This is a genomic window from Erythrobacter sp. S259, assembly GCF_057364965.1.
Genome location: NZ_CP200286.1, coordinates 782,894 through 799,338 on the forward strand (window position 1 = coordinate 782,894; position 16,445 = coordinate 799,338).

The following is a 16,445-nucleotide window of genomic DNA, read 5'->3' on the forward strand; positions in this document are numbered from 1 at the left end:
TGGGGGCGTTTTCACGTTCGGGCTGCGGCGTAACGATGATTGAGGTAAACTTGCGTATGTGGGACTCTAATCGGGTCATACTTAGCAAAAATTAACCATTTGACGGGAAGGTGTGCATCATGACGCACCGCCTTTCATTTAGCATCGCCCCTTTGTTCGTTCTGGTCGGCCTCAGCGCTTGCAGCGATGCAGCTGTTGAGCAGCCTTATGCTAGTGCGGCTTTGGCAAAAGATCCCATTCTGGCGCGCGCTCTTAACGATCCGCTGATGACCGACCCCGATCTCGCCTCGCGCAATCAGTCGAATGCAGTGATCGCATTTCATGACAGCCAGCCGCTGCCCCCAATGGGTGCGAATGAGGACGCGGCAGTGCGCGCGAGAGAAGCCTCGCGCCTTGAGCTGCTTAATGGCGGACAGATCGAAAACCTGCCCTTGCCAGGTGATGATGACACAGCCGTTTCGCTTGCCGCATTTACCAACGCAGGCGACATAATCGAGGCTGTAGGCGGTCGCATGGACTGTGTTGAGAGCATGGATGCAGGCCTTTTGTGGTCTACCCAAATGCCAGCGACATCAGCGGTCATGCCGCATGGGATGGTGCAGGAGGCCGCCGGTGTCGACACCGCCAGATGTGTGGTTCGGATCGTACGCTATCACACCCCTGTCAGTGTAAACGACGCGCTCGAATATCATTTCAACAAGGCCAAGCGCGAGGGCTTTGATGTGGAACATTTTGCAGCGCCCGAAGCGCAGCTGCGCGGGGAATGGCGCAACGAAGAGCTTGCCGTGCACAGCCGTAAAGGGCCGCGCGGGCTCACAGAAGTCGATGTGGTTCACTGGATCCGCTAGGATCAAATTCCCGCGCTGCTATTCTTTTACGCCAATCGCGATGTTTGCGCGCGGTTGATCCATTTCCGTGCTCGCAACTGGGTAGGCGCAATAGTCGGCTGCATAATAGGCGGACGGACGGTGGTTGCCTGAAAGGCCAATCCCGCCAAAGGGCTGCGACGAGGAGGCACCGTTGGTGGGCCGGTTCCAATTGATGATACCAGCGCGCGTGTTCGCCCAAAACCGGCCATAGTCTTCGGGCGATCCTCCAATCAGCGAAGCGGACAGGCCAAAGCGTGTGTTGTTCGCCTCTGCTATACCAGCGTCCAGATCGGGCACGCGGATCACTTGCAAAAGCGGTCCAAACAGTTCGATATCCGGCCGATCGGGAATATCGGTTGTGTCGATGATCCCGGGCGTCACAAATGGCTGCTGCGGTTTTATCCGGCGCATCGGGAGCAGCGGCTTGCCGCCTCCTGTCATCAGAGCGACAAAGCTCTCCGTAATCCCCTCTGCCGCCGCATTGTCAATCACCGGACCCATAAAGGGCTGCGGATCAGCGAAAGGTTCATCCACTACCAATTTGCGCGCCAGAGGGATGAGCTCAGCCATGAGCGGCTCGAACATGCTTTCCGTCACGATCAACCGGCGCGCGGCAGTGCACCGCTGGCCCGCGGTGGCGAATGCGCTTTGGATGATGAGAGCGCAGGCATCCGAAATAAGCGGCGTATCGGTGACTACAATCGGGTTGTTGCCGCCCATTTCCAGCGCAACTATTTTGCCGGGGTTTGCGGCAAGCTTGCGATTGATGGCGATGCCTGCCTGCGCAGAGCCGGTGAACAGGACGCCATCCACACCCGGATGCGCAACCAGAGCTTTACCTGCTTCAGGGCCGCCAACCACCATTTGCACCACATCTTCCGGCATACCGCAGCGCGCCCAACATTCCATCAATGCAGCCGCCACGCCCGGCGTTTTCTCAGACGGTTTTAGAATGACCGCATTTCCGGCGATCAAAGCGGGAACCATATGGCCATTGGGCAGGTGTGCGGGGAAGTTGTAGGGCCCAAGCACTGACATAACGCCGTGGGGTTTGTGCCGAAGCGCTGATGTGCCTTGCAGAGCGCTGTCGCGTTTTTTGCGCCCTGTGCGTTCGGCGTAGGCATTGACTGAAATATCGACTTTGTCGACCACCGCATCGACTTCGGTCTGCGCTTCCCACAAGGGTTTGCCCGTTTCGTTCGCGATCAAATTGGCAAGATCAGCAGCAGCGGTTCGCACTTCATTGGCAAAGCGGCGGGTGAGTTCGATGCGCTGGCTTTGCGATTTGGCTGCCCACGCGGGCCAAGCGCGGCGTGCACGGCTGACTGCATCATCGACATTGCCAACCGGCCCGCGCCAGACTTCTTCGCCCGATGCCGGAGCGTAGGAAACCAGCTCTGTGTCTGTCTCAGCCATAGCCTGTCTTTACCTGCTGAATTCCTGCGGCCGTCCATGTTCAAGAACGCCAGCTCGAATCGTGTCGTTAGTGGCTTTGCGGTGCAATTAGAATGAAAAAGCGCTCATGGTTAATACGTGGCCTATGGATTATGCCCCGATGGAACTGGAATGTTACCATGTGCCTCTCCCATTCGCCGGAGCGCAGCAACCTTGTCATGCAGAGGCTTCCAATCGTCGCGCTCCTCGATCGCGGACCAGATTTCCTCCATTTCGTCGATGACCATGGATTGGGGGACGTCGTCTGTCCAGTATTCATGCGAGCTATCGAGAAGCGAGTAGCCTGCAAGTGCTTCGCCCAGTTCTCCATCCAAAAAGTTCGCGGCATCGCCGCCGAGACCGCAAAGCGCGCGGCGTAAGCCGAAGAAGAACGCATCGGGCTGCGCTTTGCTCTCCCGCATGGCCTTCTCGCAAAGCGCAACCACTTGCGCGTCTTGCTCAGCTCCTTTTTGCCCAATACCAATGCGCCAGCACCAGCGCCGGGCAACCGCCTGCTGGTATAGCGGTCCATATCGCTCAAGCGCTGCGACCAGCGGCCCGCTTTCGGCGAGCATTCGCAACGCGACACCCAATTGCCCGCAATTCCAATGCAGCGCCTCGGGTTGACGGCCAAAGGCGTAAAGCCCGGCGTAATCGAAATAGGCGGCGGTAAAGCCCGGCTCCCACTCGGGCAGCCAGCGCCAGGGGCCATAATCGAAACTTTCGCCGGTGATATTCATATTGTCGGTGTTGAGGACGCCGTGAACGAACCCTGCGACCATATAGCTGGCGGCAAGGTCTGCTAGGCGTTCAACCACATTGTGCATCAAAACGACGGCGGGATTGTCTCGGTCAGGCGCATCCAAGGGCACCTTTTGTCCGGGAAAATGATCAAGACAATAGGCGATGAGTGCCTCCATCTTTTCTTGCTCTTCCATCGCATAAAGCCGCTGGAATGTGCCGATCCGGATGTGGGAGTGCGACAGGCGCACCATTACGGCAGCGCGCGCAGGCGAGGGTTCATCTTCGCGCCACAGTTTCTCACCCGTTTCGATAATCGAGAAGGTCTTTGAGGTGTTGACGCCAAGCGCCTCTAGCATTTCGGTGGCAAGAATTTCGCGCACGCCGCCCTTCAATGTCAGTCGCCCATCACCGGCACGAGAGAAAGGCGTCGTGCCAGACCCCTTGGTGCCAAGGTCCATAAGCCTCCCATCAACCCCACGCATCTGCGCGAACAGAAATCCGCGCCCATCGCCGATATCAGGGTTGTAAACGCGGAATTGGTGTCCGTGATACTTAAGAGCAAGCGGGCTAGGAAGGTTGCCCTCAAGCGGTTGGAAACGCCCGAAATGCTGGGCCCATTCGTCATCGCTTAAGCCCCCTAAGCCGACGCTGGCCGCTGCCCGGTCATTGCGGAACCGCACGTTCGTTTCAGGAAAATTTGCTGCTTCAACCTCAGAGCCAAGCCAATCGGCAAGCGTCTCAATGGCGGGGTCAGGGGTATAGATGGCTGCTTGCGTCAAATCGCTCATGACGCGATAGTGGGGGTGAAAGCACTGCGGCGCAAGCGCTGGATAAATGACGGGAAACAAAGCCTCTTATGGGCCACTCATATCAAGACAAGAACTGGATAAGCGCTGACGGGCTTTCCTTATATTTCCGCGATTATGCGGGGCCAGAAGGATATGAGGGGCCGCCTGTTCTTTGCATGCACGGCCTCACCCGCAACTCGCGTGATTTTGCCGAACTTGCCGAGCATATTGCAAGCTCTCGCCGCGTGATCGTCCCTGAAATGCGCGGGCGGGGGCTTAGCGATTATGCGACTGACAGTTCCACTTACAATCCAAAGCAATACGTGGCCGATGTTGAAAGACTGCTGGCCCAAGAAGGCATTGAACGCTTCATTTGTGTGGGCACGTCGATGGGCGGGCTCATGACCATGTTGCTTGCCGCTGCAAAGCCCGGGCGGATCGAGGCCGCTGTGATGAACGACATAGGCCCTCAGATTGAACCATCCGGCCTGGCGCGCATCGGCGGATATGTAGGGCAGGGGCGCAGCTATCCCACTTGGCTTCATGCGGCCCGCTCTATGGCATCGGTGCATTCGGCCGCCTTTCCCGGTTACGATCTTGAGGCATGGATCGAGATGGCCAAGCGCACCATGGTGGTGAGCCAGAACGGGCGGATCAGCTATGATTATGACATGGCGATCGCTGAGCCTTTCAAGCAGCCGGGCAATGCCGCTCCTGCTGACCTGTGGCCTGCATTTGATGCCTTAAAAGATGTACCCATGGTGCTCGTGCGCGGAGAGCTTTCAGACCTTCTTTCGCCTGAAACGGTCGCTGAAATGGGGCGGCGCAATCCGGCTATGACCAGTGTGACGGTGCCAACCGTTGGCCATGCGCCTATGCTGAGCGAGCCTGAGGCGCTTGGCGCTATTGATGCACTTCTGGCAAAAGTGTGACGCGCGGCGGGATGATGGAAAAGACCGCGCCCAAGATATTGCACCTGCACTCGACCTTTGCCGCCGGGGGCAAAGAGGTGCGGGCGGTTCGCCTCATGAACGCCTTTGGCGATGCTGCCCAGCACACAATAGTGTCTGGCCAGCCTGAGCAGATGGCGGCAAGAGATCTCATTAATGCGTCAGTTGCTGCGGAATTTCCCGAGGCCTTTCCCCCGCTTACCGGAAAGCCTGCGCCTTGGCGGCTTTGGAAGCTGGCAAAGGCGATGCAGGGCTTTGACCTGGTGCTCACCTACAATTGGGGCGCGATGGACGGCGTTCTTGCACACCGGCTTTTCGCATCAACTCTTAAACTTGCGCCGCTGATCCATCATGAGGATGGCTTTAACGAAGATGAGGCCCGCGGCCTCAAACCTGCCCGCAATTGGATGCGCAGATTGGCATTGCAAAAAGCTTACAGGCTGGTCGTGCCAAGCATGGTTCTTGAAAATATCGCTCTATCTGTGTGGCGCCGCCCGAAAAAACAGGTTGTGCGCATCCCCAATGGGATCGACACGAAAGCCTTTGCCGCTGCGCCTGACCCTTCCATTTTGCCGATTGCAAAAGAGAAAGGGGAGGTGTGGATTGGGACCCTTGCAGGCCTTCGCCCGGTGAAACAGCTTTCCCTGCTGGTAGAGGCGTGTGCAAAACTCACCCAGGATTGGCGGCTGGTCATCCTTGGTGAGGGGCCAGAGCGCGCGGCCATTGAGGAGACAGCGCATCGCCTTGGAGTGGAATCGCGTGTGCATTTGCTCGGCGCGTTTCAGGACCCTGCCAAAGTCATCGGGTTGTTCGACATTTTCGCGCTGTCATCAAAAAGCGAGCAATTCCCTCTGAGCGTTGCAGAGGCCATGGCCGCCGGACTGCCGATTGCCGCGCCTGATGTGGGCGATGTCAAGGCGATGGTGTCGGATGCAAACCGGCCCTTTATCGTGGCTACTGGAGGGGCTGGGCCGCTTGCGGAAAGGCTTGCCGAATTCGCAAACGATGAGGCCTTGCGGCGCGCGATTGGGGAGGCAAACCGGCAAAAGGTGCAAAGTCAATTTGATAGCGCAGCGATGACGAAAACTTACCGCGAACTCTATTGGGGAGCGATGAAGCAGGCGTAATCAAAACAAGCCTTGCTTCACGTGCCGTTCAATTTGCGCGCTTCATTTGGGGGTTCATCTTTGCAACCAGCGTGTGAGGCATTGCACGTTAGGCGCGCGGTCCTTAAAGAGCGCCGCTAACGACACGATAACAGTAACGAGGAACCTCCGCCCCGTGGCGCGTACTCCGACACAAACTCCCGGCGAACAACCCGGCGCCCCTGGTGAGAACCCATCGCGTGAAGACGAGATTCTTATGCGCGAGATTGATGAGGCCGTCCGTCAGGACGACACGCTTCAATTCTTCCAAAAATACGGCGTGGCACTTGGGTCCGGGATTGCGCTGATCCTTGTTGGAATGCTCGGCTATTGGTGGTGGGACAGCACCTCTGAGGCCGCGCTTGAGGCGCAATCAGAGACTATTGTGAGCGCGCTCGATTCCGTTGAGGCTCGCAATTTTGATAACGATTGCTCTGACGCACCCGAAGATAGCGGATGCGCTGAAGGGGCCGTGCAAAAGGTTGATGGGCTGATTGATGACGGCTCAATTGGTTCAAGGACCATCGCCCGCTTCTTGCAGGCAGGCGCGGCTCTTGAACAAGGTGAGAGCGTCAAGGCGGTCGAGCTTTACGCAGCTGTGGCCGCTGACAGTGATGCGCCTCAACCGCTGCGCGATCTCGCTTTGATCCGCGAGGTTTCGACCAATTTTGATGACCGCGATCCTCAAGATGTGATCACCAAGCTCGAAGGGCTTGCCGTGCCGGGAAATCCCTATTTCGGAAGCGCGGGCGAGCTTGTCGCAATTGCGCATTTGGAAGCGGGCAATAGAGCAGAGGCAGGCGCATTGTTTTCAGCCATCTCACAGGCTGAGGAAGTTCCTGACACTTTACGCAATCGCTCGCGCCAGATGGCCGGGCTATTGGGCGTCGATGCAATTGAAGACGTTGAAGAATTGCTTGAAACTCAATTGCCAAGCGGACGAAATTAGAAAGGCTTTACGCGGTTGGAACACGCGTTTGGTTCGTCATTGGCTTTGGCGTTTGGGGACAGTCCAAAGACCATATATTAATACGAAGGTTTGAGACGGGAATGAAAATGCTAAACGGTAAGTTCGGAGTGAAGGGTGCGGTTGCAGCCGGGGCTCTTGCAATGGTGCTGACTGGGACTTTGGCTGGCTGCGGCGGTAAAGAGCGGACCACTCCGACGATCGGCAATCGCACACCGATCCTCTCACGCATTGAGAGCGGCGCGGCTGTTGATCCTTCTCTTGCCGGTGTTTCCGTGGTTCTTCCCCCCAAGCCGTGAACAGCGAATGGGCGCAGGTCGGCGGCTCCGCGAGCAAATCATATGGGCACCTCGCGCTGGATGAAAACCCGACCAAGGTGTGGACCAAACGCATCGCCGGATCGAGCAATTCCGAGCGTCTTGCTGCATCGCCAGTGATTGGAGCGGGCAAGCTCTTCGTTGTGGACACTGACAGCGTGATTTATGCCTTCGATAAGCAGACAGGCGCTGAAATCTGGCGCACTGATGACAGCGAAATGAGCTCCGATATGCGCCCATCGGCCTTTGGCGGAGGGGTAAGCTTTGAAAATGGTATCGTGTACGCAACCAACGGCGCAGGCGATGTCAAAGCGCTGAATTCAGAGACGGGCGAGGAGATTTGGAAGGTTCATCCAGCAGGGCCGCTGCGCGGATCACCGACAATTGCCTTTGGCCAGATTTATGTGATGACACAGGATAATCAGGTCCTCGCTTTGAACGCCGCTGACGGGTCGCTTGCTTGGAACGAATCCGGTTCGACCACGCAATCCGGCGTATTTGGCGTGGCAGCACCTGCAGCAGGCCAGGGCACCATCATCGCGGGGTATTCCTCAGGCGAGCTTTCCGCTTACCGCTACGAGAATGGCCGCACGCTTTGGGCCGATGCTCTGGCGCGCACCAATATCTCAACCAAGGTAAGCTCGGTGACTGATATTGATGCCGATCCGATTATCGATTCAGGCCGTGTCTACGCGCTTGGTCAAGGCGGCCGTATGGCGGCCTATGAGCTTGTCACCGGACAGCGGATTTGGGAATTGAACCTTGCGGGCATTTCTACCCCAGCGATTGCGGGAGAGTGGATTTTCACCCTGACCGATGATGCGCGCCTTCTTGCGATTGCGCGTTCAACAGGCCGGGTGCGCTGGATCACTCAGCTTCAAACACACCGCAATGTTAAGAAGAAAAAGGACCCGATTTTCTGGACGGGCCCTGTTCTGGCGGGCGGCCAACTTTGGGTTGCAAGTTCGCGCGGCGAAGTGTGGAAAGTGAGCGCTGGTGAGGGGTCTGCACAGCTGTTCGCTGACATTGATCAACCGGTGAGCTTGGCGCCTGTGGTGTCGGACAAGATGCTCTATATTCTGGACGATTCAGGTACAGTCCACGCTTGGCAATAGGCCGCCACCAAACGGCCCATTTCTTCAAGCTTTGAGCCCGAGGAGCGTCGAGGGGATATTAACCCTTTTGCCTTAAGGGCAAGAGGGTCATGACCACAGCCGCCGACCAAACCGCTTCGTCAAGCATGCCTGCTACGTTACCGGAGAGCGATGTATCCTCCGGTGTGGGCTTCGCTGGGTTGCTTGGCCTGCTGGTGTGGGTTTTGTTCTGCCGCAGCTTTCCTCTGATGGCGGACCTGATTGGCCTTGAAGGCGAATACGGCGTGCTCTCAGGGCCTTACGCCTCTCTCACCGCCATGCTTTTTACCGCAGGGCCGATGGCCATTTGGTCACTCCTTGTCGATAAAGTGCATTTGCGCGCATCAACCGGGCTCGATTGGAGCCTCAAGCGGCCCCTGCAAGAGACCATTGCGATCTCTTCAGTCAAGATCATCGGGCTCTGGGCAACTTGGGCGGTATTGGCTGCGCTCTATGCGCTGTGCCGGTGGTATTGGGGCGGGGATTACCTCTTTGCGATGCAAGTGCTGTGCACAGCCATCCTGCCGATGATTGTGCTGTCTGTGCCCTATGTCATGTGGCTTGATCGTCATATGGTCGATCTCAAAGACGCGACCTGGCACTTTGGCGCTTTGATCGCGACCAATCCTGCCGATAATGCACGGCGCGACATTGATATGGAAGCGGTCAAGAAACACTGGCGCGCGTGGATTATCAAAGGGTTCTTCGGGGCCTTTATGATCTCAATCTTGCCGGGCGGGTTTGCTTATATCGTGGAGGCTCAACCACAAAATATCCTCGGCAATCCGTTTGAAGTCGGGGTTTTCCTTATAGCATTGCTGTTTCTTGTTGATGTGCAAATCGGAACAGTGGGTTATCTTTTTACACTGCGTCCGCTTGATGCGCACATTCGTTCAGGCAATCCCTTTGTGAGCGGCTGGCTGGCTGCGCTTCTTTGTTATCCTCCATTTGTCTGGGGCATCATCGGCAACGATGGCCAAATCCTGAGCTACGAGGGCGCGACTGCTGGTTGGGGGCATTGGCTCGCAGGACAGCCGGGGCTTCTTTGGATCTGGGCCGCTTGGCTGGTGTTTCTCACAGCGATCTACGCTTGGGCGACCGTTGTATTCGGCATTCGCTTCTCCAACCTCACATATCGCGGCGTGCTCACCAATGGACCGTATCGCTATACACGGCACCCCGCCTATCTGTCGAAGAACCTGTTCTGGTGGTGTTCGGTTTTGCCGTTTCTTGTCACCAACGGCTCGACCACGGATATGATCCGCAATTGCTTCTTCCTCGCCGTCGTCAACGCCATCTACTATTGGCGCGCAAAGACCGAAGAGGCGCATCTGCTCGCCGAAGATCCCAAGTACCGCGAATATTATGATTGGATGGAAGAGAACGGATTAGTCACCGCGAAGCTCGCAAAATTAAAGCGCTGGGCTTTCGGCCGCTTTCTTGGAGCCCCGGCAGGGCGCCAATCGTCACAAGCAGCATCCCAAGCAGCATCGCAAGCCAAGCTCGATCCTGAGCAGGAGCCGGCTGAATAAAAGCTGTTGTTAAAGGCTCAAAAATGGAAGCCTTCATCCTTGGTATCATAGCCTGTAAGCTCGCGCTCGCTGATCGCAAGCGCAGAGCATTGAGCCCGCCATTCCGCGATATGTACAGTGCGCAAATGCGCTTCCAATGCGTCGCGGTCGCGCCATTTTTCAAGAACACGCACAAGGCCGTAATCGAGACAATCAAGCGCGTAGGAATATTCGACACACCCCTCTTCGGCCCGGCTAGAGATAACCATATCCTCCATCGCCGGGCGCAACACTTCGATGATGCTAGGGGGAAAGCGGAAACTACCGACCACGACGATCATGACGTTTGCGTCCTTTCTATCAGGAAAGCGGAGAGCCCTCGTCGGCCTGAAACTTCTTGAGCTGCGTTATAGTGATATCGAGCCCAGCTAGCGCCTTTTGAAATGCGGCCATGTGCGGGGCCGCGAAATGATCGGCGAGCGCTGCATCATCCACCCATTTCTCGACAATCAAAAGCGTGTTCGGGTCAAGCACATCCACCGCGTAAGAATAGGCGATGCAGCCTTCTTCTGCACGCGATGCTTCAACCATAGCCGTGAGTGCGGCGCGGCCTTCATCAAGCGCGCCGTTGCCCAATGTGGCCTCTGCCAACACGATTAGCATGTTCGAAATCCCCCAAACGCTGTGACTAGTATCGTATTTTACGCGATATTGTAGCCTTTCATATCATCCATTTGGTAAAAGTCGCTGGTGAAAAATGTGCCGTGTCCGGTCGCCTCATTTAGGACCGTCGCGTTGAAATTGCCGTAAAGGTAATCGAACTGCCCCCATTCGCGGTTGTCTCGCAAGTTCATAAGGGCGCCCGCTTTACTGGTCTGGAAATTGAAAACACGGTAGTAAGGGCCATAAAAGAATAGCGCATGGCTTTTGTCTTTAGACACGATAGCGGCGTCGATACCCTCCTTCAGCCCGGCCCATCCTGTCTTGCCGATCGTGCGAACATTATCGTGGTCAACGCCTTCGCCAAATTTATACCGCCAATAGCGATTACCCTTGAAAAAATAGGCTTTGCCGTTTTTCGGGTGAAGAATGGCCGCATCAAGATTGTGGGGAACACCGGCCCAGCCGTCGACGCCAATTTTGGCACTGGCTTTGTCGACTTGATGAATAGCTGGGTCATAGCGCCAATAGCGGTCCCCCTTGAAAAAATAGTATTTGCCGTTCGGGTGATGGACAGCGGCGTCAACATTGGCTGGTACACCGGTCCATTGAAGAGCGGGCGTCGTCCCGGCTTTCTGCATCCGGATAAAGCTACTTGTCTTCTGCCTGATCCGCTCACGATAAAGGAGGAACTGTTCGACATTTTCCGCACTCTTCGCAGCCCTGAGTGGATCAGATGCGGCAAAGGCCAACGCTCGCGCTTCACCGTAAACCTTGTTTCCGGAGGCATCGTTCAAGTCCACAGTCCCAAGTCCGCCAATAGCATGGCACAATTCATGTGCAATTACCGAGGCTTGGTAGTATTTTTTGTCGAGTTTCAACGCGTGTGTGTCTGATTGATACTTTTTGTTGAACCATTTGGGGCATAGATGAAAACGTCGCGGCCTGGCAGAGCCAGCCGTTTGAAACGCTATGATACCCTCGTCGCATTTGCGCGAACGGCGGCCTGTAGCTGGACGACATCGCACGGTTAGCCCCTTGTCTATTCTCTGAATGATTTCGTTAAAGCGCAATTCCAACCGTTTCAGCGCGCGGTCCGGGTCTTTTTCATACCAGCCGAACCAGATTGGAAAGCTTCGTCCTTCGCTCTTGAAGTAGGCTTCTTTGACCTTATCCATACCTTCGCCGACCCCGCCGCCGGCAAGGCGGATATCGCTAATTTCGTCGCTCGCGCTGGCGCACATTTCGCGGCAAGTGCGGATCGCCTCTTCCACCACGGCAACTGGGTTGCTCACATCAATATGTGCGTCTGCTTGACGGATGAGTTTGATTTTGTGGTCTGACATGTTTCCCTCTAATTCATGGATAAGACTGAGGGAGTGTCTGAATAGTTTCTTAGAGAATTGATGTGTTGGCCAACACACCATGAAAAGATTTCATCCTTTTGCAAAGGTTTTCGAAGGCGAATTAACCTCTATTAGAACGAATGCTTGTAGACTTGGCTCACATCCTCGCCCCAGTCCATGTGATAGGCGTCGAGCAAACGCTGCGCGGGGACTTTGCCGCTGGAGACGATTTCGTCGAGCTCTTCGAGAAAGCCGGTTTCATTGTCTCCCGCGACGTTGAGCCGGGCGCGGGCAGACAGACCCCCGCGTGCGATTTCAAGGACTTCGCGGCCCAGATCCTGCATAGTGCCGCCAGAACTATTGGCGCCGGGCAAGGGAGCCTGAAGGCCAAGTTTGGGCGCATCATTGCGCAGTTTCTCGCGCTCTTCCATCGACCAGCCTTTGACCCTGTCCCACGCGGCATCGAGCGCGCCTTGATCGTAAAGAAGACCGACCCACAGCGCAGGAAGCGCGCAAATGCGGCTCCAAGGACCGCCGTCTGCACCGCGCATCTCGAGGAAACTTTTAAGGCGTACTTCGGGGAAGGCGGTGGAAAGGTGGTCCCACCAATCGCTGGCCGTGGGGCGTTCGCCGGGAAGAACTGACAGCTTCCCGTCGATAAAGTCGCGGAACGATAGGCCCGCTGCATCAATGTATTTCCCATCGCGAAAGACAAAATACATTGGCACATCAAGCATATAGTCCGCCCAGCGCTCGTACCCAAAACCGTCTTCAAAAACGAAAGGCAGCATGCCGGTGCGGTGCGGATCGGTGTCTGACCAAATGTGGCTGCGGTAGGAGAGATAGCCGTTCGGTTTGCCCTCGGTGAAGGGTGAATTGGCGAACAGCGCGGTTGCCAGCGGTTGGAGCGCTAGCCCCACGCGGAACTTCTTCACCATGTCGGCTTCGGAAGAGTAATCGAGATTGACCTGAATTGTGCAGGTGCGCAGCATCATGTCGAGACCCAAATCACCCACTTTGGGCATATGGTCCATCATGATCTTGTACCGACCCTTGGGCATCACCGGCAGCTCTTCGCGGGTCTTATCGGGCCACATGCCAAGGCCGAGGTAGCCCACACCGCATTTCTCGCCGATTTCCTTGACCTGCGCGAGGTGACGTCCGGTTTCGTTGCAGGTCTCATGCAACGTCTCCAGCGGCGCGCCAGAAAGCTCCAATTGCCCCGCAGGCTCAAGGCTCACCGCGCCATCTTTGCCTTTAAGAGCGATGACATGACCGTTCTCCTCGATGGGTTCCCACCCAAATTTGCGAAGACCCATAAGCAGATCGCGAATACCGCATTGCTCATCATAAGAGGGCGCGCGGCGATCTCCGCCTGCATCCAATCGCTTGTAAACGAGCTTCTCGTGCTCTGTCCCAATGCGCCAATCCGCTTTCGGCTTTTCGCCGCGGCGCATGGGCGCGGTGAGGTCGTCCATCCCCTCGATGATCGGTTCGTTGGCGTCAGAGGCTTCGCGGGTGCTCATGTATATTGGGATCCTCTCTCAGGCACAGCCGCTTTAGAAAACGAAGATGAGATGGGGAAGTGCAAACTGGCTTTTGTCGCGCCAAGTCATTCTTTGTTGGACGAGCTGACTTCTTTCCAATCACCCGCGCTGGCCATCCAGACCGAGAGCGCGGCAATCGCGGCAGTCTCTCCGCGCAGGATCCGCGGGCCAAGGGTAATCGCGCGCGCTTGGGGAAGGGCGCGGATGGCCCCGCGTTCTGCGTTGTCAAAACCACCCTCTGGGCCGACAAGGATAGCGGCTGGTCCATTGTTCGCAGCGAAGGTTTCAGCGGCCAGCGCGCCGCCCTCCTCGTCGGCAAAGTAAAGCGTGCGGTTCGCTGGCCAGCCCTTAAGCAGCGCATCAAGCTTCACCGGCTCTGCAAGCTCAATGAGCGCTGTGCGCGCGCATTGTTCGGCGGCTTCGGTCGTGATGGTGCGGGCGCGTTCAGCATTGAGTTTGTCAGCGACACACCGGCGCGTGACGACCGGCTGAATGCGTGCAGCGCCCAATTCTGTCGCTTTTTCAAGCACAAGGTCGAACCTGTCTTTCTTAAGCAGAGCCGGACACAGCCACAGGTCGGGCACGTTCTCTCGGGGACGCAGGCGTTCGGCCACGATTAAATCGACCCGGCGTTTTTCGACCTGACCCACGCGTGCGGCCCATTCACCGGTTTGGTCATCGCACAGGATCACCGTGTCATCAGTCTGCACCCGCATGACCTTGGCAAGGTAGTGCGCATAGTTTCCATCAAGAGTAATAATGCGCCCTTCGCCTAGCTCATCCTCGACGAATAGACGCGGTGCGCTTTTGGGCGGCCAGGATGGTGTGGCAGGCATGGCTTTTCCCTAAGCGTTTGAACGGCTAGGGGGAAGGGATGATAGAGCGCTTTTTCAAGATTTGGACTGCTGTTGGGGTTCTGCGCCGGATTGGTAGGCAGGCCAAAAACAAAGGTGGCAAGGGCGAAGGGAGTATAGTGCGTCTGTGACTGATACGAGCGCTCCCGATATCGTCCCCGACAGCGAACACCGCGGCCTCATCGCGCGCCTTCCGCAATTGCCGCGCGATTTGGCGCAGCTTGCCCGCTTTGACCGCCCGATTGGGTGGTGGCTCCTCTTTTGGCCGTGCGTTTTCGGCGTCTGGCTAGCGGGGGCGGGGCCGCAGTTCGCGCTGCTCGGCTGGCTTTTGCTGGGCGCGATTGCGATGCGCGGGGCAGGGTGCGTCTATAACGATATCGTCGATGCGAAGCTGGATGCGAGCGTTGCGCGCACCGCTTTGCGGCCTGTTGCCAGCGGGCGCGTGTCGAAAAAGCTCGCTTGGGGGTGGCTTATTGCGCTGTGCCTGATTGGACTGGTGGTGCTGCTAAAACTGCGCCTCAGCGCGCAACTTGTGGCTCTGGCCAGTCTCGCCTTGGTCGCTGCCTATCCTTTTATGAAGCGCATCACTTGGTGGCCTCAGGCCTGGCTTGGTATGGTGTTCAATTGGGGGCTGCTTGTTGGCTGGACTGAGCTGAGGTTCGACAATTGGGATGCGCTGGGGGCGCTTTATGCAGGGTGCATTTGCTGGGTGATCGGGTTCGACACGATCTATGCGCTGCAAGATCGCGAAGATGATGCGCTGGTCGGAATTAAGTCGAGCGCTCTGAGGATGGGGAGCCAAGTGCATGCTGGGGTCGCTGCATTCTACGCTGCGACAATTGGCCTATGGGGGCTGGGTATCTGGCTGTACCGGCCCGATTCCATCGCCCTGCTTGCGCTTCTCCCTGTGGCCGGGCATCTTTTGTGGCAAGTCTCCACCCTTGATCCAAGCGATCCTGAAAACCCGCTCGAACGCTTCCGTTCCAATCGGTGGGCTGGAGCCTTGATGGGAGCGGCGTGTTTTGTGGTTGGGAATGCGGGGGCTTAATTGCCTTAGTTATAGGATTAGCAGGCTCGAACGAAGGAATTGCCAATGGCTCTAAGCATAACAGCCAAGTTTCTCGAACTTACTGGTCTTGATGGCGGCCGGGTTGTCGTGATGAAAGATGCGATCGTAGCGTTTGAAGAAGCTGGGCAAGGCACTTTTGTTTACTTACGAGGCGCGGCTCGGCTCGAGGTCAGAGAGACTATCGCTAAAGTCTTTGACCAGATGGAAGCGGGATGAGAGCGTAAAGTCAGTCTATCAGACCATGTGCAACCTATACCGCATGACCAAATCGCAGGATGAAATCGCGCAGCTCTTTGACGCTGTGGACTCTGGCCCGCCTGCCAATTTCGGCGAGGAGGTTTACCCCGGCTATCCCGGTCTGGTTGTTGCTAGCGGAGCAAATGGTGAGGCCCAATTGGGCACGATGAGCTGGGGTTTCCCTCTCGTGATGAAGGGCAAGAACGGGCAAGCCTTAAAGCCCAAACCGGTGAACAACGCGCGCGCGGATAAGCTCGATGGGTTCTTCTGGCGCTCCTCTTTTGAGCGGCGGCGGTGCCTGATACCTGTCTCCGCATGGGCAGAGGCGCAAGGGGCAAAGGGGGAAAAGACCCGCACATGGCTCTCGCTCCCGGATGCGGAGACCTTTGCTTGCGCCGGGGTTTGGCGCAAAAGCGAAGAATTCGGCATGTGTTACTCCATGGTGATGACGACAAGCGCCGGCTCAGATGTGGAGAGCGTCCACGCCCGCATGCCGGTGCTGCTTGCGCCGGAGGACTACGGCCTTTGGATGCGCGGACCTTCCGATGAGGCAAAGAGCCTTTGCAAGCCTTGGGATGCGGCGATTGCGATAAAAGCGACTGATGAGCCTTGGACGCGGCGTTGAGATCTGCCAAGGGCATTGCGGGTTTTCTTCTTGGGCGGGTCAGCAAAGCCATTCGCGCCTCACTTGATGCTCGTATCGCAGCGCTGAAACGCACGCGTGACACGCTCGAGGGATGCATTGGATGCGGCTGCCTCAGCCTTGAGAAATGCGCGAACTATAACCCGGACGATAAGCTCGGCGCAGATGGGCCGGGTCCGCGGCAGATTTTGACTGAGGCTTTAGAAACAGGTCTAACGGCGGGTGAATAGG

18 protein-coding genes are annotated in these 16,445 nt (G+C 56.9%); 11 read left to right on the plus strand and 7 right to left on the minus strand.

The genetic code is table 11. The annotated features are described in order from the left end of the window. Positions 1-119: 119 nt before the first annotated feature. Positions 120-848 (plus strand): hypothetical protein, encoded by a 729-nt coding sequence (locus AC0V60_RS03685; RefSeq protein WP_486177185.1) that lies wholly within the window; start codon positions 120-122, stop codon positions 846-848. 18 nt (positions 849-866) lie between these two features. On the opposite strand, the gene astD is transcribed toward AC0V60_RS03685, so the two are convergent. Together astD and AC0V60_RS03695 are read right to left on the minus strand one after the other, a co-directional pair. Continuing rightward, positions 867-2,285, minus strand: coding sequence for a succinylglutamate-semialdehyde dehydrogenase (astD, locus tag AC0V60_RS03690; protein WP_486177186.1), 1,419 nt, complete (start codon positions 2,283-2,285; stop codon positions 867-869). 122 nt (positions 2,286-2,407) lie between these two features. Then, positions 2,408-3,835, minus strand: a complete 1,428-nt coding sequence (locus AC0V60_RS03695; RefSeq protein ID WP_486177187.1) for a protein adenylyltransferase SelO — start codon at positions 3,833-3,835, stop codon at positions 2,408-2,410. 68 nt (positions 3,836-3,903) lie between these two features. Between AC0V60_RS03695 and AC0V60_RS03700 the strand changes: the two genes are divergently transcribed. The 6 genes from AC0V60_RS03700 to AC0V60_RS03725 all read left to right on the plus strand — a co-directional run bounded on the left by AC0V60_RS03700 (position 3,904) and on the right by AC0V60_RS03725 (position 9,879). Further along, positions 3,904-4,767 (plus strand): alpha/beta fold hydrolase, encoded by an 864-nt coding sequence (locus AC0V60_RS03700; RefSeq protein ID WP_486177188.1) that lies wholly within the window; start codon positions 3,904-3,906, stop codon positions 4,765-4,767. Positions 4,768-4,778: 11 nt separating this feature from the next. After that, on the plus strand, positions 4,779-5,912 hold the full coding sequence (locus AC0V60_RS03705; protein ID WP_486177189.1) for a glycosyltransferase: 1,134 nt from the start codon (positions 4,779-4,781) through the stop codon (positions 5,910-5,912). Between the two features lie 154 nt (positions 5,913-6,066). Then, complete coding sequence (locus AC0V60_RS03710) at positions 6,067-6,879, plus strand: tetratricopeptide repeat protein (protein ID WP_486177190.1); 813 nt, start codon at positions 6,067-6,069, stop codon at positions 6,877-6,879. A 101-nt stretch (positions 6,880-6,980) separates the two neighbouring features. Next, positions 6,981-7,196, plus strand: a complete 216-nt coding sequence (locus tag AC0V60_RS03715) for a hypothetical protein (RefSeq protein WP_486177191.1) — start codon at positions 6,981-6,983, stop codon at positions 7,194-7,196. After that, positions 7,193-8,329: a PQQ-binding-like beta-propeller repeat protein gene (locus tag AC0V60_RS03720; protein ID WP_486177192.1), complete on the plus strand. Its 1,137-nt coding sequence runs from the start codon at positions 7,193-7,195 to the stop codon at positions 8,327-8,329. The genes AC0V60_RS03715 and AC0V60_RS03720 overlap by 4 nt, the downstream gene beginning before the upstream one ends. Positions 8,330-8,418: 89 nt before the next feature. Next, positions 8,419-9,879, plus strand: coding sequence for a methyltransferase family protein (locus AC0V60_RS03725; protein ID WP_486177193.1), 1,461 nt, complete (start codon positions 8,419-8,421; stop codon positions 9,877-9,879). Between the two features lie 17 nt (positions 9,880-9,896). Here AC0V60_RS03725 and AC0V60_RS03730 read toward each other — a convergent pair whose 3' ends face one another. The 5 genes from AC0V60_RS03730 to AC0V60_RS03750 form a co-directional block, all read right to left on the minus strand. Next, positions 9,897-10,199 (minus strand): putative quinol monooxygenase, encoded by a 303-nt coding sequence (locus AC0V60_RS03730; RefSeq protein WP_486177194.1) that lies wholly within the window; start codon positions 10,197-10,199, stop codon positions 9,897-9,899. 19 nt (positions 10,200-10,218) lie between these two features. Next, entirely contained in the window at positions 10,219-10,521 is a 303-nt protein-coding gene (locus AC0V60_RS03735; protein ID WP_486177195.1) for a putative quinol monooxygenase, read from the minus strand. A 38-nt stretch (positions 10,522-10,559) separates the two neighbouring features. After that, positions 10,560-11,945: a hemopexin repeat-containing protein gene (locus tag AC0V60_RS03740; RefSeq protein WP_486177196.1), complete on the minus strand. Its 1,386-nt coding sequence runs from the start codon at positions 11,943-11,945 to the stop codon at positions 10,560-10,562. Between the two features lie 50 nt (positions 11,946-11,995). Further along, positions 11,996-13,390, minus strand: a complete 1,395-nt coding sequence (locus tag AC0V60_RS03745) for a glutamate--cysteine ligase (protein ID WP_486177197.1) — start codon at positions 13,388-13,390, stop codon at positions 11,996-11,998. Positions 13,391-13,476: 86 nt separating this feature from the next. Then, entirely contained in the window at positions 13,477-14,247 is a 771-nt protein-coding gene (locus AC0V60_RS03750; RefSeq protein WP_486177198.1) for a 16S rRNA (uracil(1498)-N(3))-methyltransferase, read from the minus strand. A gap of 145 nt (positions 14,248-14,392) precedes the next feature. Here AC0V60_RS03750 and ubiA point away from each other — a divergent pair, with 145 nt between their 5' ends. The 4 genes from ubiA to AC0V60_RS03770 are packed head-to-tail and all read left to right on the plus strand — an operon-like array spanning position 14,393 to position 16,444. Beyond that, entirely contained in the window at positions 14,393-15,313 is a 921-nt protein-coding gene (gene ubiA, locus AC0V60_RS03755) for a 4-hydroxybenzoate octaprenyltransferase (protein ID WP_486177199.1), read from the plus strand. A 45-nt stretch (positions 15,314-15,358) separates the two neighbouring features. Further along, on the plus strand, positions 15,359-15,550 hold the full coding sequence (locus AC0V60_RS03760) for a hypothetical protein (RefSeq protein WP_486177200.1): 192 nt from the start codon (positions 15,359-15,361) through the stop codon (positions 15,548-15,550). Positions 15,551-15,575: 25 nt separating this feature from the next. Continuing rightward, positions 15,576-16,196 carry an SOS response-associated peptidase gene (locus tag AC0V60_RS03765; RefSeq protein WP_486179429.1) on the plus strand — a complete coding sequence of 207 codons (621 nt, stop codon included), beginning with the start codon at positions 15,576-15,578 and terminating at the stop codon, positions 16,194-16,196. Beyond that, positions 16,193-16,444 (plus strand): MerR family transcriptional regulator, encoded by a 252-nt coding sequence (locus AC0V60_RS03770; protein WP_486177201.1) that lies wholly within the window; start codon positions 16,193-16,195, stop codon positions 16,442-16,444. Before AC0V60_RS03765 ends, AC0V60_RS03770 begins: the two co-directional genes overlap by 4 nt. Position 16,445: the final 1 nt, after the last annotated feature.